Here is a 21,714-nt window from a genome sequence, read left to right as displayed (position 1 = left end):
ACTTTTGTAACTATGGAAGATTTGCAGTATCTTGCTGCCTGGGTGAAGGAACAGCACGCTCGCGAGTATATTTTAACTTGGCTGCTGAGTCAACAGGGACTGTGGTGGTCTGATGGGGACATTTATCAGGCGGTTTTGCAAAAGTCGGGAAAGCTTTTGAAAGCGTATGTTCAAAAAAGGCAAGCTGGAGAGTTATTTGAGGGGATTTCTGAGAAGTTGGTGGGAGATGAGAATTGGGATGATTTGGTGGTGAGTTTGGGGCGAATTGTTGCTGTGTATCAAGAGGAATTGCTGAAGTTGCAAGAGCGCGACAGGCGCGGGGATGGGGTAAAAAAAAATTTGATTAGCGAACCGTTGACTGGAGATTCTTTGTCGCTTTTTGAGAGGCAGCAAGCTTTGCCAGATCCTTATGCTGATACGCTGACTGGGAGATAATTGGCGATGGCTTACGCCCCGCTACGCTACGACTTTTCGGAGGCACAATAATCCCAGAAACCGGGTTTCTTTCTATATCTCTCATGCTCATCTGCAAATTGTCGCAGAAACCCGGTTTCTCGCTACGCAGTGAATCTCAGAAACCGGGTTTCTTCCGATATCTCTGGTATTTATCTGGAAATTGTCGCAGAAACCCGGTTTCTCGCTACGCAGTGAATCTCAGAAACCGGGTTTCTTTCTATATCTCTGGTATTCATCTGGAAATTGTCGCAGAAACCCGGTTTCTCGCTACGCAGTGATGGAAGTGCGATCGTATTTCTGTCGGTTGGTGGGGGCGGGTTTATGTAGATTGTCTGTTGGACTTGGATCTAGTTGGTGAACCCGCCCCTACCGAAATTTTGTTTGTTTGACTCTAAATATAGCTGCTAGCTTGACGGGTAAACATTGAATAGTAAATGCCCTTGGCTGCTATCAATTTGTCGTGGGTTCCTATTTCTACTATTTTACCGTTTTCCATCACGGCGATGCGATCGGCAATTTTGGCCAATCCCAATCTGTGACTGATGACAATCGTTGTTTTCCCGACGGCGATTTGGCGGAAGATGCTGTAAATTTCGTGTTCTGTCTTGGGGTCGAGGGCGGCGGTTGGTTCGTCAAAAATTAGGACTTCGGCTGTAGAAAGCCGCATGAGGGCGCGGGCGATCGCAATTCTTTGCCACTGTCCTCCCGATAAGTCGATACCGTCTTCTAATTGTTTCCCCAAGGGTGTTTCTAAACCTTTGTCTAAACTGTTGACTTTAGCGGAGATTCCTGATTCGGAAATTGCTTGATTAATGGCGGTGTCATCCGACAGGGAAAGCAAGTCGCCGAAACCGACGTTTTCTCGCACTGTGGAGGGGAAACGGGCGTAATCTTGCATGACATAGGCGATGCGCGATCGCACGTATGATAGGGAGTACGATCGCAAATCTTTGCCGTTCCAGGCGATCGTACCTTCACTCGGATCGTACAATCTGCCGAGCAATTTGCCAAGGGTAGTTTTACCCGCGCCATTTTCACCCACAAAAACTAGCATTTCACCAGGATAAATGGTTAAATTGATATCTGTAACTGTGTTTTTACTGCTACCGGGATAGCAAAAAGATAAATGCTTAATCTCGATACCAATTTTATCTTGTGTGGCACGGTCATCTTGCCCGCCATCTGGTAAACTAGGCAGGCGAGACGCTACATCCCCAAGCGGAGACTGCAACTCTGGTTTCATATCCAACAGTTGAAAAATCGGACTCACACCGAGAGCAATATCGTACAAATTAGTGTAATTATTAATCAGTAATTCTAAACTGTTTTCTACTTGGACAATCAAACCAGAATAAAGCGCCAAATCTCCCAAAGTATAGCGCCCTCCCAAAGCTCCGATTACCACATAAACAAAGGGCAAAGCTACTCCTATTCTACTAAGAATAGACCACAGCAGTACAACAATTGCTCCCTTTTTTCTAATTGCCTGCATCTCGCTAAAAAACTGCACGAACTGACCTTGCCAGCGTTTGAGCCAAAGTTCTTGCAAGCCAAACAAACGCAATTCTTTAGCGTATTCTTCGCCAGTCAATACTCTCGCAGATAAGTTCATTTCGCGAGTAATTTTAGCTTGCTTTTTTTGAACTCTCCAGATGAGTTTAGTATATTTTCTTTCGATGTAAATTGAGGGAATTGATGAAAGTAATATCACCGGAGGCACCCACCAAGCTATAGCAGCAGCAAGGCTGACAGATGGAATAAATATAAAAATTCCCGTGATGGTCATGCTGATGGTGAATGCTAGTTGCTGTATTCTGGATACTCCGGTTTTTGCGAGTTCTACAATATTTAAGAGTTCGGGGTTTTCAAACAGGGCGATATCGTCGAAATTGGCAACTTTTTCGAGGACTTTTCCTTCAACTGCGCCTTGAAGGCGATCGCGCAAAGATGTTACTGTAAAGGAACTCATTGTATCGATGGAGTCGCCAACTAATTTAAGAATTAAGACTCCGGCAATACTCCACAGCAACATTGGCTGAGAAAGCATCAAAGCTAAGGGCTGTGCTGTTTGGGTTTGCGACAGCAGGCGAGATACTTCGTCAATGATTAATTTATTTAAGAACAGCACGGCAGATGGGGCCGCGCCGCGAATGATATTGAGTAATATTAAATTGCGGAGTTCTATTGGTGCGGCTTTGATTATCAGGCCCAAGCTGCGCCGCAAAGCTTGGACTGTGGTAATTTGGATGGGTTGCATTATTTGTGGGTAGGTGTCGGGTATAGTAATCCCCGGACGGTAGATTATAGATGATGATTTGATTAATTGTATTTGGCGATCGCATCACTGTTGCTATCTTGAAAAAGATTAACTTTGAGTTGATGGTAGAGAATCGGATTTTTCTGGATTTATTAATGTGTAGCTGCTTTCAAAAAGATCGAGATAGGGTTCGTAACGATAAAGTCTGTTGCGTTGCCAACCTGTGACTTCGTGAAGTAAACCAATTTCTACAAATTTATCGACTATTTTACCAGCGGTTGCGTAAGTACATTGCAGTTCATTTTCTACTAAACGAATATTCACAATCGGGTGCTGGAAAAGTAATTCTAGTAAGCGCAGCCCATAACTGCTGCTGGAAATTTGCTGACCGATGATTTCGCGGTGTTTTTCGCGCATTTCGAGAATAGAACGGGCTGTTGCTGTTGCTGACTGGCTGACTTCAAAAATACCTTGTAAAAAAAACTTTAACCATCCTTCCCAATCTCCATGAGTGCGAATTGCCATCAGGCGATCGTAATACTCTATTCTGTGAAATTTTAGATAATGACTGAGGTATAGCAAAGGCTTTTGCAGGATTCCTTGCTGACAAAGCAAAAAAGTAATTAACAATCGTCCAATTCGTCCGTTTCCATCTAAAAATGGGTGTATTGTTTCAAATTGAGCGTGAGCTAATCCGCAATGAATCAGTACAGGTAAAGAATTGGTATCGTGCAAAAAATTTTCTAGATTATCTAGATTTTGGTGCATTTGGGCCACTGTTGGAGGTACAAAAGCAGCAGTAGCCAAGTCACATCCTTGAGGACCAATCCAATTTTGACTTTTCCGAAATTCTCCGGGCGTGCGATCGCTTCCTCGCACGTCTTTGAGCAATTCTGCATGAATTTCTCGCAGCAAGCGCAGACAAAGTGGAAATTCTTGAAGCCGCTTTAAACCGTAGTTCATGGCGTTAACGTAGTTAACAACCTCTTGCACATCTTTAAAGCGTTCTTGACCTTTGACATCAATTTCATATTGAAGTACGTCCTCTAGGGTGCTTTGCGTCCCTTCAATTTGCGAGCTAAGAACGGCTTCCTGACGGACGTACATCGCTACAAATAGGTCAGGATTGGGCAAAATACAGGTAGCGCCGTCGAGTCTTCCCAAAGCGCGATCGGCATCGGAAAGCAAGCGGTTGAGTGCGCCGTCCATTTTAATCGGTGGCTTTGGCGGGAGTGGGGCTGGAATGAAGGCGCTGTATCCTTCGATTTGTTGGACGTATCGACCAGATCGCATCATTTGGTGGCTCAGGGACAAAGGTTGAGGTTTTGCTATCTTATGTTATTCCAGTGAAATAAGATTACCGGATTTGATTTTTATTATACTAAAATTAGTTTTAGTATAATAAAAGTGAGGGAACAAGCCAACTCTTCGGTAATGCTAGAGAGGTTATGGTTGCGATCGGATAATTTTCAAACTTTCAATCCCGCAATTTTCCACGATTTTGAGAGCAACGGACTGATAGTCACCGATTTCAAAACGTAACGAGACAATCCCTGGATAAAACTAAATTCGATCCTCATCAATTTTAGCTTTAGATTCCGGGCTAAGCGCTACCAATCGTGCTTGCGGGAATCACAGGCTCAGATATTTTCCGGTTGCATCGGAATGATGTTAACTGTTAACTGTTAACATCATTCCGATGAAGAGAGGATTTGATATCACATCTTTTCCATGATACGATCGCCCTTGACCTCTCAAACTCTGCCAGAACGAGCGATCGCCCTAAACGAATCCCACCATAGCATAAACCGCTTTATGCCAAACTATCCAAATGTCAAACGCCGCACCGCACCATCATCCCTAAATTGCTGTTCCCCAACCCCAACAACTTCCACAGTAACTTCACGTTCCGAAATCGCAAATTCTCCCTCCCGCGCCGCAATTTCAACTATCACTTTTTCACCCTCAAAATACACCTGGTAATTAGTCGTAGCCCAGACACCTTTTTTGTACTCAAAACTGTCTCCGTCGTCCTCATAAAGCGTCCATTCACCAGTTCCGGGCCAAATTCGCATTTTCAATGAATCAAGCTGTTGTTCGCTGACAAATTGCCTCACAGGTGCGATCCTCTCCGAGGGCTTCGCTAACGCAATTATCCCCCCGCCGCGCACGTAAAGCGGCATTTTCTCCAAAGGCGCATCGGCCAAAATATGCGTCGGGCCCTGATAGCATTCGCCCGTCCACCAATCAAACCAAGTACCCTCCGGCAAATACACGGCGCGGTGCTCAACTCCAGGCCGGTAAACAGGTGCAGCCATCAGCGACGGGCCGAGCAATACTTGATCGTAAAGGTGATAAGTTGTACGATCGCGCGGAAAGTGATAAAGTAACGGTCGCAAAATCGGCGTGCCCGTCGTTGCAGCTTCCCAAAACAACGTGTAAATGTAAGGCAACAACTGATAGCGCAAATTGATGTATTCGCGGCAAATTTGTTCAGTGCGAGATCCAAAAACCCACGGTTCGTGCTGCGCCGTACTCATGGCAGAATGACCGCGCATCAAGGGATACAGCATCCCCACCTGCATCCACCGGGCGAACATTTCGGCCGTTGCATTCCCCGCAAAACCGCCGATGTCGCAACCGACAAACGCTACGCCGGAAAGCCCCATGTTGCAAAGCATCGGTAGCGACATTTCCAAGTGCTCCCACAGCGATTGATTGTCGCCCATCCACACGGAAGAGTAACGCTGTACGCCCGCAAATCCCGATCGCGTCAGCACAAAAGACCGTAGCGTAGCGGGGCGTAAGCCATCGCCAGATCGCACTTTTTGCAACCCTTCCGCACAAGCTTTCGCCATCATCAACCCATACAAATTGTGCGTTTCGGCGTGAGTCGCGCGATCGTCATCCGGGCCCTGCGGCGCATCCAGCGGAAACCAAATGTGTTCGCCGCCGTCGCCAAAAGGACGTTCTGCGATCGCAGGTTCGTTCATGTCGTTCCAAATCCCCGCAACCCCAATATCTGTCAGGGTTTTGTGCAATTCGCCCCACCACTGGCGCACCTCCGGCCGCAGGAAATCGGGAAACACCGATTTATCCGGCCAAACGTAGCCGTGGAAAAGCTTTCCGTCTGCGGTACGGACGAAATAGTCGTTTTCCACACCGCGATCGAATATTTCATAATCTGCTTCCGGTTCGTACTTGACACCGGGATCGACAATCGTCACCACCTTAAAACCCGCTGCTTTCAAGTCTGCGATCAGTTTCGCGGGATCGGGGAAACGCTTCGGGCTCCAGGTGAAAACGCGGTAGCCGCGCATATAGTCGATGTCGAGGTGGATGACATCGCAGGGAATGCTGCGAGATCGAAATTCCTGGGCCAACTCCCGCACAACGTCCTCGGATTCGTAGCTCCAGCGGCACTGGTGGTATCCCAGCGCCCATTTTGGCGCGAGTGGCATCCGACCGGTTAACTGGGTGTAGGTGGCGAGAATTTGGGCGGGTTCCGGGCCGTAAATGATGTAGTAGTCGAGTTCCGGGCCTCTGGTTTCCATCCGCAAAACTCCCGGTTTTTCGGCGCCGATGTCGAACTGACTCCAAAATGTGGTGTTGAAAAAGATGCCGTAAGCGCGATCGGGACTTAGGGCGATGTAAAATGCGATCGCCTGGTACATTTCGTCGGTGAGGGAATTGTAGTCTAGCGCGTCGGTTGTCCAGTTTGTCTTGACTTCGGAGAGTTTGTCGAGAAAGCCGGTGCGCTGGCCGAAACCGTAGAAGTGTTCGTCGGCTTCAATCCGCTTCCAGCCTGCGGTTGCGCCGGCGCGCCATCCCATATTGCGATCGCAGTCGCTAGCAAAGGGTTTTCCCGATTTGTCGAAGCATTCGATTGCAGCGGGCGATCGCGTGACAGAAACTATTATTTGTGCTGTTTCAATTTCTATTTTTTCGTCGGTTTCTCGCACTTCAAAGGGTACAATTTCCCACTGTTCGTCGGGGACAGTTACTGAGTGCGATGGCTTACGCCCCGCTACGCTACGAGTTTTTACCCCCCCCTGCCCCCCCTTACCAAGGGGGGGTGAGAATTCCATTTCTTGCTCCTGCCCCCCTTTGCCAAGGGGGGGTGAGAATTCCATTTCTTGCTCCTGCCCCCCCTTACCAAGGGGGGGTGAGAATTCCATTTCTTGCCCCCCCTTACTAAGGGGGGGTTGGGGGGGGTTTGGCAACATTTGCACTCGGACTAAATTCGGTGCGAGGACACTGATTTTGAGAGCGGAATTGGTACAGTTGAAGTGAATTGTGCGCTCGGTTCGAGCGATCGATTGTACGGAGTCGATCGTTGACCAAGGCTGTTCTGTGGTTTGGAGTTTTCCGAAGTATTGCGGCATGGGTAGTTTGAGATTGCGGTTTCTAACTATAATGGCAGTTTAGAAAGAAAATGCGCTCTCTCTGAGGTTATAAGCAGTCATGGTAAATGCAACGAACAGATAGATTTTGTGTTATACTAAAAACGTGTCTCAGGAAAATAACTATGACCGCTTTAGTACAACAATTCCTAAACACCTTCGATCGCCTACCAGACTCAGAGCGGCTGGAAGTGGCGTTAGAAATTTTGAAACGAGTCATTCATTTAGACTTGCCACCTTTGTCTGACGATGATTTAGTTCTGAATGCTGAAGAAATTTTTTTAGAGTTAGATCGAGAAGAATCGGCTTATGAGTAGTCCTAATCGCGGAGAGGTTGGGCTCGTAGATCTAGGTTACGTAGCGAAAGTCAGACCGTGCCTAGTAATTAGTATTCCGGCTTGGGATATAGACCGTGCATTAGCGACTATAATTCCACATACAACAAGCTCGCGCCGATCGAGATTTGAGGTAGAGATTAAAACTCGCTTTTTGCGATCGGGAGTATTTGATGTGCAGAACATTATTACAATCCCTCACGCCAAGCTGCTGCGAAATTTGGGAAGTCTAACAACAGAGCAAATGACGGAAATGGAAAAAATTGTGCTCTTATGGTTGGGATTTAAAGACGCAAGCGCTGAGGAAGGCATGGGTTGATAACTGATAATCAGTAGCTCTCTCAGAGCCTGTACTAGCTGTTATTTTCAATTTTAATGTAAATCTTGATGGTCAGAAAACCGCTTAATTTTTAGCGCCGTGCTGTTTGAGTAACTTAACCATCTCCGAAGTTGATGATTTTTCAGCAATGGTTAAAGCCGTCTCACCATTCTTATTACGAGCGTTCACATCCGCACCCTTGGAAAGAAACAACTTCACTAATTCAGGTTTTAATAGCCCAGAAATACCAGTATTAGGTTGAACAATTCTCATTAATATAGTAGTATGGTCGTAAGAATCGGGAGCGTTGACATCAGCACCGCGATCGATCAATAATTTCACAGTCTCAATATCTCCACGAGACACGGCACTATACAGCAATCCTTTAGGAATTTGGGCTTTATTTCTCAGGATTAATTCAACCATCTCTAGTTTCTTTGTTCCCGGTTTAAACCTGCTAATAACTGTAAACAAATTTTTGTCATCGTTCACATTAGCACCTCGATTAATCAAGGTTTTCATTGCTGCAAAATTACCGCTTTCTGCTGCGATATTGAGTGCCGTGCGTTGATTGCGATCGATCGCCTCCATATCTGCACCGCTGGCGATCGATAAGTCTATCACCCCGCTACCCCCTCCAGCAGCCGCCATGTGCAAGACAGTTTGTCCTGCTTTGTCGAGATCCTTTACATTCAATCCTTTTTGCAGAAACAACTGTACAATAGTCTGATTCCCGCCAAAAGCAGCCGCGTGTAACAGTGTTTGGTTTAAATAAGTCTTGAAATGAACATCCGCATTTTTTTGCAGCAGCTTTTCGACTTCCGCTAAATTGCCCGTGTAAGCCGCACTAAACAGCAGAATGTTGATATTATCTATTTTGGGCAATTCCCACCGATCGAACATCCCAACCTCAACGATATCGCCCTGCCAGCCCGCAGACACAAGTTGCACCATCTCAAAACTTTTACTCTTCAACTCCCTTCCAGACGCATCGAACAAAAATACATCGCAAGGCGCATCGCTGCCCCCACCAGGCATAGAAAACAGCATCGGATGTCTGACAATGGCGATCGCATATTGGCCGTTTGGACTCCAAGTAGCGCTGCGAATACCCGATTTCATGATTTCTCGCGGCGCAACCGAGAGGATAATTAACAAGCCTAAAATACCGAGACAGCCAAAACGAAAAAAACGCATAATTATCTTACAGTCGCTCCTGGAATAGACTATAATTTTTAACTTCCACAGATCCCGCGCGAGGAACCAAACAATCCCAAATACCAGCGATTGCTGCATTCCTATCCGCTGTTTCCGTTAAACTTTGATGATTTTTAAGCGCCTTGAAATATTACAGCCAACATCCTAACGCTTTCTCGATCGACTATCTCAACGACTTGCGAGGCTCAATTCTAGCATCCCCGTATCTGGCAATCAACAACCTCAACCGCGATTTCATTGGCACAAAAGGCTTTTCGGTGGTGTTTAAGCGTTCCGAAATTGCGGAAGTAGAGCGCCGCTTCCCATTCTTCAAACCCTATCTAGACAGAGCATTAAACCCTGAATGCAACGCTTTTTATCTCAATCCCCTGCTGCTGGGTGAAGGTTCCCGTGTCGATCCGCATATCGATCGATCTTTGCGATCGTACTGCAAAACCGTCGAACCTCCCGCCGCCGTCAGCGTTTTGTACGTACAAGTACCGCCAAACTTGCAAGGAGGAGAATTGATACTGCGGCGCAACAAACAGCAAGTCGGACAGATTAAGCCACAAGCCAACTCACTCATCTATTTTCAAGGAGATTTGACTCACTCTGTCAACGCCGTTAACAGTACCGGAAGTCGTTTAAGTTTGGTTTGCGAACAGTACAGTTTGAGCGCCACAGAATTGTCAGATATTCCCGGATTTACGGTGGAGTCAAGGGCCGCGAAAGCCAAAAGTAAGTAAGGTGTATTCGATCGCTGATACCTGCTGTAAATTAGCCACAATACTTGTAGGGGCTGGTTAACCAAAAATTGATGACTCAAACCCACAATATCTATAAACCCGCCCACACGACGCGACAAAGTTCGATCGCGCGCAATTCAACCGACATCAGATCAGCTATAGCGGTTCTCAAATTTCAACTCTCAATAATCCGAATAACCCACTACTGGCGCACCCTACAATTGCTGCGATCGCCCGCCGTTTCAGTAGAAAGGCCTCCTGTCAAACTCAACTTTTGCGGTTACGCGCGATCGGGCGATCGACCATTCCGCAAAAAAAAGTAACATTCTGTAGCCTGTGCTACATTAATTAAGTTAATGATTGCTTACACTCTCCAAGTGTAGGTTGTGTAGTCTCCATAATTCCCCAAAACAATAAACGAGTGCGTTGTTTGCTGGGCTGCGATTTATCGATCGTTGAACCGTTAAAAACCACAAGTAGTTTTGACCAGAATTAATCGGAATTGACTAGCACAAAGTTTTTGAGCTTACCAGGGTTAAAATGAGCTACTAAATCTGTGCAGCGACCACATCTATGATGTTAACTAAAGTTAGTACAGTCTCTTGTCATCTATTTTATTGCTAAGAACTGAAATCCCACCGCATCTATCGAACACTGGATTCTCAGCAACACAGAAAGCGAAGTTATTGCGCCTCGCTCATCTAATTCTTCATATCCTGCCAAAAAAGGCATTCTCCAAAAAGTTAGCCTTGACTAAAAATGTTAGTAAATCTAACAGATTCATCAACGGTTAGACTTGCCCTAACCACTATTTTTCACAACTACTGCTCCCCTAATCCCAATAAAAATAACCATGAGTGGAAACCAATCGCGCGTTCAAGCAATTTCTCAAATCGTCAACCGCAAACTGACCCCATCCAAGCCTCTCAAGCGGTTAGAAGATATGTGGGCAACAGACGTTTTTAGTCTGAGCCAAATGCAAGCAAGACTGCCCAAAAATATTTTCAAATCAGTAAAAAATACCATTCAAACCGGGCAAACCCTCGATCCTTCCGTAGCTGATGTAATTGCAGTAGCAATGAAAGATTGGGCCATTTCCAAAGGAGCCCTTTACTACGCCCACGTATTCTTCCCGCTAACCAACAGCACCGCCGAAAAACACGACGGTTTCATCTCACTCCAAAGCGACGGCTCCGTCATCTCAGAATTTGCAGGTAAACTTTTAGTACAAGGCGAACCCGACGGTTCCTCCTTTCCCAACGGCGGCATTCGTTCCACCGAAGCCGCTCGCGGATACACAGCTTGGGATGTCACCAGCCCCGCCTATGTCATGGAAACAGACAACGGCATGACTTTGTGCATTCCCACTGTTTTCATCTCTTGGACAGGTGAAGCCCTAGACAAGAAAACCCCGCTTTTGCGCTCCATTAGCGCCATGAACAAAGCAGCAACCAGAGTCTTAAAGCTGTTAGGAAACACCGAAGTTGCACCCGTAAATTCCAGTTGCGGTTGCGAACAAGAATACTTTCTTATAGATTCCAACTTCGGCCACAGCCGCCCAGACTTGCTGCTAGCAGGTCGCACCCTCTTTGGCAAAGCTCCCGCCAAAGGTCAGCAATTTGACGACCACTATTTTGGTGCTATCCCAGAGCGCGTTCAAGTCTTCATGCAAGAAGTAGAAGAAAGAATGTACCGCCTGGGAATTCCTGCCAAAACCCGCCACAACGAAGTAGCACCCGGTCAGTTTGAAATTGCACCAGTTTTTGAAGCAGCAAACGTCGCCAGCGACCACCAACAATTAACCATGACAATTCTCCGCAACACAGCGAAGAAACACGGTTTTATGTGCTTGCTGCACGAGAAGCCCTTCGCGGGAATCAACGGTTCCGGCAAACACGTCAACTGGTCAGTTGGTAACGCCACCCAAGGCAACTTATTAGACCCCGGCGATACACCGCACTCTAACATACAATTCCTGGTATTCTGCGGCGCTGTGATTCGCGGCGTTCACAAATACGGCCCCTTATTGCGTGCCGTAGTTGCAACTGCCAGCAACGACCACCGTTTGGGTGCCAACGAAGCTCCACCAGCAATTATCTCCGTCTATTTGGGTTCGCAATTAGAAGATATCTTCGAGCAAATTAGCAAGGGCGGAGTTAAAGGTTCTAAAAATGGCGGAATCATGAATTTAGGCGTAGAAACACTGCCTACCTTCATCAAAGATGCCGGCGACAGAAACCGGACTTCGCCCTTTGCCTTTACGGGAAACCGCTTTGAATTCCGCGCCGTAGGTTCCAGTCAATCTGTTTCCGGCCCGCTGGTGGCGATGAATACAATTCTTGCAGATTCTTTGGATTGGGTTGCTAACAAATTAGAAAGCGATTTGGCTAACGGAACTGAACTGAATGCTGCCATCCAAACACTTCTGAAAGAAGTGATGGACGACCACGGCGCAGTGATATTTGGCGGTAACGGCTATTCGGAAAAATGGCACAAAATGGCTGTTGAAGAACGGGGTTTAGCCAACTTGCGGACTACGGCAGATGCTTTGTCGGCGTTGAAGGAAGGATACGTTGAAGACTTGTTTGAAAAGACAGGTGTTCTAACTCCGGTTGAACTAGAAAGCCGTTATGATGTGTATGCAGAGCAGTATTTGCTGGCAATAGAAGTCGAAGCAAAACTGGTACTGAGCATGACAAAAACTATAATTTATCCGGCAGCGGTGAGCTATTTGTCCGATCTTTCTAACACGATTTATAAGTTGAAAGAAATTGGCATTGAATTGGAAAAGGCAACTGCCGAAAAAGTAGCTGCTCTGGTTAAGTCAATGATGGATACCGCGAGCAAGTTGAGTGATGCTTTGAGCAAGCACGATTTTGCTACAACAGACGAGCATATGCAGTACGCTTCGCAAACAATTCGCCCTTTGATGGATGAGGTTCGGGAGTATGCTGATGCTTTGGAAGGTGAAGTGGCTGATGATTTGTGGCCGCTGCCTACTTATCAAGAAATGCTGTTTGTTAAGTAATAGCAAATAGAGTGAATTTCTGTAGGGATGCGGCAGTGCCGTGTCCTTATTTTTTTTTTATAAATTGTAGGTTAGATTTGTTACATCATTGCTAGAAACCCGATTTCTTGCTAAGGATCGAAAACTTAATAACTTAAGCACCTCCTAAAGTCCTCTCTCTTTTAACTTGCCAGAAAGAAGGAGGCTCTTCCTCCGCACCTGCATTACCAGGCAGAGCGAAAGTAACGAGCAATCGCTTAAGTGATTAAATTTTCATTCCTAAATATGCCGCTAGGCCTACCGTAACGAGTAAAATGAGTAGCAATCGAGGACGATCGCGTTGCACAGCCTACAGATTGAGCAATCAGATATACCGAACCTGATTTTCCATCTCATCCGCCGTTACTTGATTCAAAATTACTAATAATCGTTGTGCTATTTCTTGGGGTGGACGACGAAAAGCCAAAATTACTCCGTAGTGCGTTCGTGAGGTATCAAAATAAGCTTGTATAAGTTTTTCAAAGTCGCTTCGGTTGTGCGTAACCAGCGTCCTTCTTTGGCTGACAGCGTAAGCAAGTTGTTCTTCATCACTTACCTGAAGCTGTCCTGCGTCTCTTACGGTTAGAGCATCAAAGCCTCTCGCTTTCAACAAATCTGCGACTAATACATTAACATCCTCATCCAGGTACAAACAAATGAACAAATTACTCATAAATCTCGCACCAACGGGTCAATTAAATCATCAGGAATTCGGTTGCGTTCAATATATGTGTTAATCTCATCTTGATGGTCGCTGTAATAGCTCAACGCATCGAATACCTGTGCCAGCGTTAGGTGAGGTAAACCATTGGGAATTTCTTCAGGTGAAATGCCCATACGCCAAGTTTCAACGATCGCCCTAACAGATGTCCGCGTGCCCTTGACGATCGGCTCACCGCTCAAAATTTGCTGATCTCTGACAATGTAAAGATGTTCCGTTGTTTGAACCATAACTGCAAATACCAGATTAAGTATTTTCCACAATTATAGTGCTTTAACTGGTTCCCAGGCTCCAGCCTGGGAACCAGCTAGGACTAAAATCCTCACTACAAACCTAATTTCTCGCTGGAAGGTTCCCCGCTAGCAGGAGGCTCTACCGTATCGCCAAAGGCAATCCGTAGAAAAGGCGGAGCCAAAAAAGTCGTCAGAATTACCATGATAATAATCGAAACCTCCAGCGGCTTATCCAAAGCCCCGCTAGCCGAACCGATACCGGCAAAAACTAACCCAACTTCGCCCCGAGGAATCATCCCAACTCCGATCGCCAATCGATTGATTCCAGGCTGACCAAACACCGCCCAACCAGTTATCAACTTGCCAAAAATCGCCACTACAATCAAAAACACGGCAATCAAAAGTCCCGCCCGATTATCCGGCACTGTTGGGTTCAAAACGCCCAAATCGGCGCGCGCTCCCACCGTCACAAAAAAGATGGGTACAAACAAATCAGCGACGGGTTTAATCAACTCATCCAACTCATTGCGGGCATCGCTTTCATCTAACACTAAACCAGCCGCAAAGGCACCCAAAATCGCTTCGAGATGAATTGCGTTGCCGATAAAAGCCATGAAAAAAGCAAATATAAATGCCGGAATGACGATATTACCGCGAGTTTTGAGTTTATCAACTACTGCGGCAAAGGTTTTATTAAAAATGCCGCCCAACAGAATTGAACCTAGCAAAAATGCAGTTGCACCAATGATTAAATAGATGACATTAACAACATCAATTTCACCTGTTTTCGCTAAACTGGCAACTACCGCCAAGACAATAATTCCCAGCACGTCGTCAATTACTGCCGCCCCGACAATGATTTGACCTTCTTTGGATTTCAGCCGTCCTAATTCAGACAAAACTTTCGAGGTAATTCCGATGCTGGTTGCTGTCAAAGCAGCCCCTGCAAAAATTGCCGGAATCGCCGCCGTGTGAAAAATTATCATCAAGCCCGCAGTACCCGCAACAAAGGGAACTGCTACGCCGACAACAGCGACAAAGGTGGCTTGAATTCCCACTTCTTTGAGTTGTCTGATATCCGACTCCAAACCAATTTCAAACAGTAGAATAATCACCCCCAATTCAGCCAGCACAGAAACGATTTCGCTCTGCGATTCAAACACGCTGGTGACGGCGGCAGGGGACATAGAATTTATCGACTGCAAAACAGTCATAATTCCTGAGTTGGAAGCTGACAGTCCGCCTTCGGGAAAAACGATCAGGTTTAAAGCGGATACGCCAACAATCACCCCTGCTACAAGTTCGCCCAAAACTGGTGGAAGATTAAACTTCATAGCCGCTTCCGCGCCTAATTTGCTGGCAAGATAAATCACTACCAAACTGAGCAGAACTCCGCTCAGAACGAGCGGCGAATTTTCGGGATCGAGTGTTGCTAGCAAAGGTATGGGAGTAGTTAAAGATGCCATCCCAGAACTTAAAGCTGTAATTGTTGGGTTAAAAAACATGGTGCAATGAAGATAAGAAAGACATTCTAATCAGATAATTTTGGATGCAAACAAACTCAAGGACTCCGGTTTTTTAAAGGCTAGTTGTGCTGATTCAGATGTTCAAGCAAAACTCGAAGAACCCAAATCTGGGGGAACATCTTGCCACCGCCCTTGTCCGACAGCTTGAATTGCTTCTTTTAGCAAGATATCACCGGTATAAATTGCTCTACCGACGATCGCACTTTTGACACCAATTGGTTCCAAAGCCAACAAACTGAGTAAATCTGCGATCGAACTAACGCCGCCCGATGCAATCACCGGAATCGAAATAGCGTTAGCAATTTCGCGCAAAGATTCCAAGTTCGGCCCTTCCATAGTACCATCGCGGTGAATATCAGTGTAAATAATTTCTGCTGCCCCCAATTCGGCCATTTTTTGCGCCAATTCTGTTGCTAAAACTTCGGAAGTTTCTAACCAACCTCTAGTAGCAACTTTACCGTTTCTGGCATCGATTCCCACCAGAATTTGACCGGGAAATTCGGCGCACAATTCACCGACTAATTCCGGTTTTTCGACAGCAACAGTCCCAAGAATGGCGCGCTTGACTCCTAAATTGAGGATAGCAGCAACAGAAGCGCGATCGCGCATTCCGCCACCTAGTTGACAGGGAACGTCTACAGCGCGGACAATGGCCTCAATGGCTGCTTGATTGACGGGATGACCCGCTTTTGCCCCATCGAGGTCTACCAAATGCAGCATTGTCGCGCCTTGATTTACCCACTGTCTGGCGACTTCTACCGGATTGTCGTTAAAAGTTTGAGACTTAGCGTAGTCTCCCTGATACAATCTGACGCATTTTCCGTCCAATAGATCGATCGCTGGAATTATATTCATGATTTGACAATTGGTAATTGTTGACTGTTAACTGTTGACTGTTAACTGTTAACTGTTGACTGTTAGCTGCTAAGAGGGCCCGCACGCACCATCCACCGCCCCTACCGACTGACGACTAATGACTAATGACTACTGACTAATGACTATACATTACATTCGCAACCGCTGTTTAAATGAAACATAATCGATGACGATAGAGTTGACCATAGAGGAGTATTTACCTCAGCTTTTCGCAAAGCTTCTGCCGTCCAGTCGTTGCAAGTTCTCAAAATAGAGTAACTGTCTTTGGCTTCATAAAAACTGTCGTTTTTGTTGTAGCCGTAGCTAATTTTTATTTTATTACCTCCGGCGTCTAATTGGAATGTATTTTGAATAAAAATTACCATCCTCAAATAATTTTCTCCGCTAATTTTAACACATTTGGTTTCTCGATCTGGGGGAAAAACCCGATAACCTTGAACCTGCACGGTAGATGGATTAGGGAAAATAAGCGCCTTGAAACCTGTAACTGGGTTGATACTTCCTGAGCTGGGAGTTTCTAGCATAAAAGCTCTATCTCCCCAGCCAAAAGATAGATATTTATAATCGGAAGTCGCATCGCGTCCTATTTCTGTTAGCGGTAAATATTGATTCCAGTCAAAATATTCATTTTTAACTGGAACAATAATTTCGGTGTGGATGCCTCCGTTATAAATTTGCACGGAAACCGTACAATCTGTTTGCGAGTAATCTCCCCACTTTGTGGGAGTGAGATAGCCAATTGTTAGGCAAGCGGTAAAACATAAAAGGAAAATTCCTAAGCGCTTTATGATTTTTTTCATTTTAACCGTGGGTTTCAAATTCTGATTTTTTGTTCCTACCTTTGGAAAAATTTATAGTAAGGAATTCAAGTCCTTAATCATCCCTGATATCGTTTCTGGTTGCATCGGAATAATAAAATCGAGTCAACAGTCAACAGTCAACAGTCATGAGGAGTGCAACCCGAATTGATATGAAAGAAGAACAGAAGTCCTTACTAGAAACGATATTAACAAACTATCTTACAAATTTTCAACAGACCGGCGCTGCATTTTTGTCGGAAATAATTCTTGCAGGGCTCCATTGCGCTGTTCGGGGGGCTCCTTTGCCCAACTCGACAAGCTTTCGTAGAAAAAGAATGAAACACCTTCAAAGTTTCTTTTTCGGACTTCTTGCACTTGTTCTTGAATTTGTTGCAGCGGAATTGAATTATTTCTTAAGCCTGTTAAAATACCGATCGCAGTTGGAATGTGCCCTTTTGCTAATTTAACTTCTTCCCGTTCCAATTCCACATTAAAACGCTTGATATCGCTGCGATAAACCTGGACTATAAGTTCTTCGATGTAACCGCGTCTTTCCCAGCTAAACCAGTCCTGCAAGTGGGCTGGCAGAGCAAAATGTAGGGGGTTGGGAGATAAGCTGACAATACATTTTTGTTTGCGGGATTTGATGGCTCTAAAAAGTCGCCCCATAAAGTCGTTGATTCTATCGGCGCGCCAGCGTACCCAGAAGGTTTCGCGGAAGTCGTTGGAGGGACGGGCTTTGATATCTTTCTGATACATTAATACTGTCAGCGGTTCGTAGCCAAATTCTGATGGTAAGCCGAAATGGTCGTCAAATTGAATGCCATCTAAATCGTAATTTGCGACAAGTTCGATCGCTAATTCTTGGATAAACTTCTGTACTTCGGGATGAAAAGGACTCAGCCAAACTCGATCGTTTACGCCTTCTTTCCAAATGGTTGAACCGTCGCGCCGCTTCGCCAACCAATCGGGGTGTAGTCTGGCTAATTCTGAATCGGCGGGGGCCATGAAACCAAACTCAAACCAAGGGATTACTGCGATACCTTTCTGATGTGCTGCTGTAATGATTTCTTTGAGGACATCTCGCCCTTTTAATGCTGGGGTGGGGTCGTTTAAATATCCGAATACTCGTTTGGCTACAGCGCTGGGATGAATGGTATAACCCCCTTGCCAAACCGTAGGATAAATGGTGTTAAAGTTGAGTTTATCTAGTCTATTTACAGCGTCAATGATGTTGTTGCGCGAAAAAATAACGTCGCTGTCAATGTTAGTCAGCCAAATGCCGCGCAATTCGGTTGTTCGATTTTTGGGCGGGGTTTTAGCCTCCATTCGGGGGGAGAAAATGGCGGAGGAGGTAAGGGCGATCGCAAAAACAACTATTAAAGCCAGTATCCGCTGCCATTTGTACAGTTTAATCATCAATTTTTTGCAAACACCACAATCTAACATCATACTGTAGGGTGAGCACTGTACACTTTAATTTATTCAATTCCCGTCCGATTTTGTTTGTACAGGATCGGTTTCAAGCGCCGAATTTGGCTGCAATTCCCCCTAAGAATAACCAGGCAATTTCATCACTTGGCGGTAGTGCGCTTCAATCTCGCCCACCATTGGCGATTGACGCTGGCTACTCCACTCGCTGCGATCGAATAATTCCCGTCTCAAATCATCAACATCAATCGTTGTCACCTTACCTTCAGCAACAATTTGTTGGCCGTTTACCCAAACACTGTTTACCGCATTTGTCGGGCGACCCAAAATTAGCAAACCAATCGGGTCGGTGCGCGGCAACAATGATAAACTGGTTAAATCGTACAGCACAAAATCGGCTTTTTTTCCAACTGTCAGCGAACCGATTTCTTCGGCAACATTCAAGCCTTTTGCTCCGCCCTGCGATGCCATTTCTACCGACTGGCGCGGTGTAATCCAGTGGCGGTAATCCAAATCCGTAATATTGTGCAGAATCGAACCCATTTTAATCGCTTCCAGCAAATCTTGAGAATCGTTGCTAGCAGCGCCATCGCAGCCGAAAGATACGTTGACTCCCGCTTGGCGGTATTTCAAAATCGGTGCAATGCCACTTCCCAACCGCAGGTTGCTGAGGGGATTGTGTACAACAGTGGATTCAGTTTTTGCTAGAATTGCGATGTCGGAATCTTCCAGCCAGACGCAGTGGGCTAAGGAAGTGCGAGGAGTTAAAAAACCGATTTTTTGCAGGTGTTCGACGGCGCTGCAACCGTATTTTTCGTGAGCTAGTTGTTTTTGGGCTGAGGTTTCTAGGAGGTGGGCGTGCAGGCAAAGATTGTAGCGATCGCCCAAATCGACGCAGCCTTCAAACAAAGCATCCGAACAGAGTTGAATTCCAGTCGGTGCCAACAACATATTAACACCTTTTTCGGGTTTATGAAACTGTTTTATGGCTGATTCCATTAATTCCAAAGTTGCCTTTGTCGAGCGAATATAAGCCCTGTGTTCGATAGTGCTATCACCCGCAGGCATTCCCGCTGTAAGGGATTCATCTTGAATTAATGGCCCGATAAACGCGCGGATGCCAATTTCTTGATAAGCACGAACTGCGGCGGCGATCGTCTCTAATTCTTGCCCCGGAATTAAAACTAAATGATCGACTACGCTGGTGCCGCCAGATAGCAATGTTTCTACTGCCGTACCGAGGGCGCTCAAGTAAACTTGTTCGGGATCTAAAGGTGTAAAATCGTACAGTTCGGCAATCCACAATTCTAGCGGCAGAGGGGGAATGATGCCGCGCTGCCACATTTCGGAAGAGTGCGTGTGGGCGTTGACAAAACCGGGAAGCAGCAGCTTATTAGTGCCGTCGATTATTGTTCCCACAGCATCTAAATTTTGGGCGATCGCACTTATGCAATTATCCACCACCTGTACGTCTACGGTTTCATAACCACCCTCAACGGGAATTAAAACATTTTGAATTGTAAAGCTCACAGATTGACCCCTTCTGGTGAATTCACATCTATTACTATTGTAATGTTCAATGTCATTTAATCTTCTAGTCAGTGCCTGCTAATCTTAAGTAAGTCAATCGATTTAAACGTAAAATATGAATCCTGATTCTCTCCGTACCTTGGGCGTGCAGCCGAATGCTTGGAAAGTTGATGAAAAAATTGCCGACATCACCCGATCGCCGATCGCGCCTCAACCTGTTACCCTAGAAACAGAAACTAAAACCCTGCGTTTGGATTTAGCAAAAGCAGCAATGTTGGTGATAGATATGCAAAATGATTTTTGTCACCCCGACGGTTGGCTAGCACATATTGGCGTGGATATAACGCCCGCCCAAACTCCAATTAATCCTTTAAAAAAATTGCTGCCCAAATTGCGATCGCACGCAATGCCAATTATTTGGATTAACTGGGGAAACCGCCCCGATTTACTGAATATTAGCGCTGCTTCCCGCCACGTTTACAATCCCACCGGCGACGGCGTAGGCTTGGGAGATCCCCTGCCAAAAAACGGCGCATCTGTGTTGATGGCGGGGAGTTGGGCGGCGCAGGTTGTCGATGAATTGGAACAAAAACCAGAAGATATTTGCATTGACAAATATCGGATGAGTGCCTTTTGGGATACTCCTTTAGATAGTATATTGCGGAACCTCGGCAAAACTACACTTTTTTTCGGAGGAGTAAACGCCGATCAGTGCGTCATGGCTACACTACAAGATGCTAATTTCCTCGGTTACGACTGTATTTTAGTCAAAGATTGTACAGCTACCACATCTCCAGAGTATTGCTGGCAAGCTACTCTTTATAATGTTAAACAATGTTTTGGTTTTTTGTCGGATTCTCAGGCTATCTTAGAAGCAATTAAATAACAGTCATTCGATTTTAGATTTTAGATTTTAGATTTTAGATTGACTCGACAGATGAATCTGGGATCTTGAACTTTGGTCTAAAATTTAAGGTGCACTACGAGAGGAGTCGTTCGCAAGTATCCGTTTTTGGGCGGATGGTCAGCCTGCAGTCATTAGTCATTAGCGATAAACTTTGGAAGTTGAGCGACGGACTAATGACTATGGATTCTCACTAATGACAGCAGAAAGATAACAACTGACAACTTACAACTAACAATAAAACAATGACAAACCAGTGCATGATTCCTGTGATAAAATCTCCTCAAGATTACCAAGCATTTCGCATCAGTCCGGGCGATACTAATAGATTAGCGATTGTCTTCGATCCGGTAATAGCTAATGTTTCATTAACTGTTTGCGTCGAAATCTTCGATGCGGGTGGCAAAACTCCTCCTAACCGCCATCAATTTGCAGTAGAAATGTTTTTTGTACTCAAAGGAACAGGGGAAGCCACCTGCGACGGCAAAACAGTTAGTATTAAACCGGGTGATAGTTTGTTAGTGCCTCCAACCGGCACTCATGTAATTGAAAATACGGGCAATGAACGTTTGTACACTTTGTGCATTATGGTGCCGAATGAGGATTTTGTGGAACTGATTCGCAGCGGTACGCCAGTCGAACTCGATGAGGAAGATATGAGGGTTCTCGGGCGATCGGATGTACTGGTGGCGTGCTAAGTTTCTAGTGAGGATTACCGTCAGCAAACAGGAAAAACGACTGGCGCGGCTCCGGGTGCAGCGCGGGCGATCGGTGCTAAAATTAAGACGCTGACAGTAAGTTGCGGCAGGAGTTTTCCGTGTCGAATTGTACTGCGGCGCAACAAAGGCAAAAAATTCGGTTTCTTTGAAAAATTGTCGCTAATAGCGAAATATTTTGGTACAGAAACCGAGTTTTTGACCCCGCATTTGTAAGT

The 21,714-nt window shown here is 45.7% G+C and carries 20 protein-coding genes; 8 read left to right on the top strand and 12 right to left on the bottom strand.

All coding sequences use genetic code 11. The annotated features are described in order from the left end of the window. Window positions 1-12 precede the first annotated feature (12 nt). Window positions 13-435 (top strand): hypothetical protein, encoded by a 423-nt coding sequence (locus AACV78_RS13100; protein ID WP_194012518.1) that lies wholly within the window; start codon window positions 13-15, stop codon window positions 433-435. 412 nt (window positions 436-847) lie between these two features. Here AACV78_RS13100 and AACV78_RS13095 read toward each other — a convergent pair whose 3' ends face one another. The 3 genes from AACV78_RS13095 to AACV78_RS13085 all read right to left on the bottom strand — a co-directional run bounded on the left by AACV78_RS13095 (window position 848) and on the right by AACV78_RS13085 (window position 7,098). Next, window positions 848-2,713 carry an ABC transporter ATP-binding protein gene (locus AACV78_RS13095; protein ID WP_228042224.1) on the bottom strand — a complete coding sequence of 622 codons (1,866 nt, stop codon included), beginning with the start codon at window positions 2,711-2,713 and terminating at the stop codon, window positions 848-850. Window positions 2,714-2,821: 108 nt separating this feature from the next. Continuing rightward, window positions 2,822-4,009, bottom strand: coding sequence for a Fic family protein (locus AACV78_RS13090; protein ID WP_228042223.1), 1,188 nt, complete (start codon window positions 4,007-4,009; stop codon window positions 2,822-2,824). A 527-nt stretch (window positions 4,010-4,536) separates the two neighbouring features. Further along, on the bottom strand, window positions 4,537-7,098 hold the full coding sequence (locus tag AACV78_RS13085) for a glycoside hydrolase family 31 protein (RefSeq protein WP_228042222.1): 2,562 nt from the start codon (window positions 7,096-7,098) through the stop codon (window positions 4,537-4,539). Window positions 7,099-7,241: 143 nt separating this feature from the next. Between AACV78_RS13085 and AACV78_RS13080 the strand changes: the two genes are divergently transcribed. Continuing rightward, window positions 7,242-7,433: a hypothetical protein gene (locus AACV78_RS13080; RefSeq protein WP_194012076.1), complete on the top strand. Its 192-nt coding sequence runs from the start codon at window positions 7,242-7,244 to the stop codon at window positions 7,431-7,433. Beyond that, window positions 7,426-7,770, top strand: coding sequence for a type II toxin-antitoxin system PemK/MazF family toxin (locus AACV78_RS13075; RefSeq protein ID WP_194012075.1), 345 nt, complete (start codon window positions 7,426-7,428; stop codon window positions 7,768-7,770). Before AACV78_RS13080 ends, AACV78_RS13075 begins: the two co-directional genes overlap by 8 nt. Before the next feature lie 84 nt (window positions 7,771-7,854). On the opposite strand, the gene AACV78_RS13070 is transcribed toward AACV78_RS13075, so the two are convergent. Next, window positions 7,855-8,967 carry an ankyrin repeat domain-containing protein gene (locus AACV78_RS13070; RefSeq protein ID WP_194012074.1) on the bottom strand — a complete coding sequence of 371 codons (1,113 nt, stop codon included), beginning with the start codon at window positions 8,965-8,967 and terminating at the stop codon, window positions 7,855-7,857. A gap of 143 nt (window positions 8,968-9,110) precedes the next feature. Here AACV78_RS13070 and AACV78_RS13065 point away from each other — a divergent pair, with 143 nt between their 5' ends. From AACV78_RS13065 to AACV78_RS13055, 3 genes are all read left to right on the top strand, one after another. Beyond that, window positions 9,111-9,713, top strand: a complete 603-nt coding sequence (locus tag AACV78_RS13065; protein ID WP_194012073.1) for a 2OG-Fe(II) oxygenase — start codon at window positions 9,111-9,113, stop codon at window positions 9,711-9,713. A 71-nt stretch (window positions 9,714-9,784) separates the two neighbouring features. Continuing rightward, window positions 9,785-10,036: a hypothetical protein gene (locus AACV78_RS13060; protein WP_194012072.1), complete on the top strand. Its 252-nt coding sequence runs from the start codon at window positions 9,785-9,787 to the stop codon at window positions 10,034-10,036. A 530-nt stretch (window positions 10,037-10,566) separates the two neighbouring features. Next, window positions 10,567-12,741 (top strand): glutamine synthetase III family protein, encoded by a 2,175-nt coding sequence (locus AACV78_RS13055; RefSeq protein WP_194012071.1) that lies wholly within the window; start codon window positions 10,567-10,569, stop codon window positions 12,739-12,741. Window positions 12,742-13,084: 343 nt separating this feature from the next. Here AACV78_RS13055 and AACV78_RS13050 read toward each other — a convergent pair whose 3' ends face one another. The 7 genes from AACV78_RS13050 to AACV78_RS13020 all read right to left on the bottom strand — a co-directional run bounded on the left by AACV78_RS13050 (window position 13,085) and on the right by AACV78_RS13020 (window position 19,876). Further along, window positions 13,085-13,432, bottom strand: a complete 348-nt coding sequence (locus AACV78_RS13050; protein ID WP_194012070.1) for a DUF5615 family PIN-like protein — start codon at window positions 13,430-13,432, stop codon at window positions 13,085-13,087. After that, window positions 13,429-13,710: a DUF433 domain-containing protein gene (locus tag AACV78_RS13045; protein ID WP_194012069.1), complete on the bottom strand. Its 282-nt coding sequence runs from the start codon at window positions 13,708-13,710 to the stop codon at window positions 13,429-13,431. The genes AACV78_RS13050 and AACV78_RS13045 overlap by 4 nt, the downstream gene beginning before the upstream one ends. Before the next feature lie 95 nt (window positions 13,711-13,805). Next, a complete protein-coding gene (locus AACV78_RS13040; RefSeq protein WP_228042221.1) occupies window positions 13,806-15,179 on the bottom strand; it encodes a cation:proton antiporter in 1,374 nt (457 codons plus the stop codon). A gap of 141 nt (window positions 15,180-15,320) precedes the next feature. Further along, window positions 15,321-16,094, bottom strand: coding sequence for a 1-(5-phosphoribosyl)-5-[(5-phosphoribosylamino)methylideneamino]imidazole-4-carboxamide isomerase (hisA, locus tag AACV78_RS13035; protein WP_194012067.1), 774 nt, complete (start codon window positions 16,092-16,094; stop codon window positions 15,321-15,323). Window positions 16,095-16,237: 143 nt separating this feature from the next. Then, window positions 16,238-16,915 carry a DUF2459 domain-containing protein gene (locus AACV78_RS13030; protein WP_194012066.1) on the bottom strand — a complete coding sequence of 226 codons (678 nt, stop codon included), beginning with the start codon at window positions 16,913-16,915 and terminating at the stop codon, window positions 16,238-16,240. A 219-nt stretch (window positions 16,916-17,134) separates the two neighbouring features. Then, window positions 17,135-18,334, bottom strand: a complete 1,200-nt coding sequence (locus tag AACV78_RS13025) for a glycoside hydrolase family 10-like protein (protein WP_194012065.1) — start codon at window positions 18,332-18,334, stop codon at window positions 17,135-17,137. Between the two features lie 132 nt (window positions 18,335-18,466). Next, on the bottom strand, window positions 18,467-19,876 hold the full coding sequence (locus AACV78_RS13020; RefSeq protein WP_194012064.1) for an amidohydrolase family protein: 1,410 nt from the start codon (window positions 19,874-19,876) through the stop codon (window positions 18,467-18,469). 115 nt (window positions 19,877-19,991) lie between these two features. On the opposite strand from AACV78_RS13020, the gene AACV78_RS13015 reads away from it, so the two are divergent. Next, window positions 19,992-20,762 carry a cysteine hydrolase family protein gene (locus tag AACV78_RS13015; protein ID WP_194012063.1) on the top strand — a complete coding sequence of 257 codons (771 nt, stop codon included), beginning with the start codon at window positions 19,992-19,994 and terminating at the stop codon, window positions 20,760-20,762. Between the two features lie 278 nt (window positions 20,763-21,040). Continuing rightward, window positions 21,041-21,478 (top strand): cupin domain-containing protein, encoded by a 438-nt coding sequence (locus tag AACV78_RS13010; protein WP_445329583.1) that lies wholly within the window; start codon window positions 21,041-21,043, stop codon window positions 21,476-21,478. Between the two features lie 20 nt (window positions 21,479-21,498). On the opposite strand, the gene AACV78_RS13005 is transcribed toward AACV78_RS13010, so the two are convergent. Beyond that, entirely contained in the window at window positions 21,499-21,630 is a 132-nt protein-coding gene (locus AACV78_RS13005; RefSeq protein WP_255513016.1) for a hypothetical protein, read from the bottom strand. Between the last annotated feature and the right edge of the window lie 84 nt (window positions 21,631-21,714).

The organism is Tychonema sp. LEGE 07196 (assembly GCF_963890365.1).
Taxonomy (GTDB): Bacteria; Cyanobacteriota; Cyanobacteriia; order Cyanobacteriales; family Microcoleaceae; genus Microcoleus.
The sequence above is the reverse complement of the archived record's forward strand: the minus strand, read 5'-3'. Positions and strand labels throughout refer to the sequence as shown.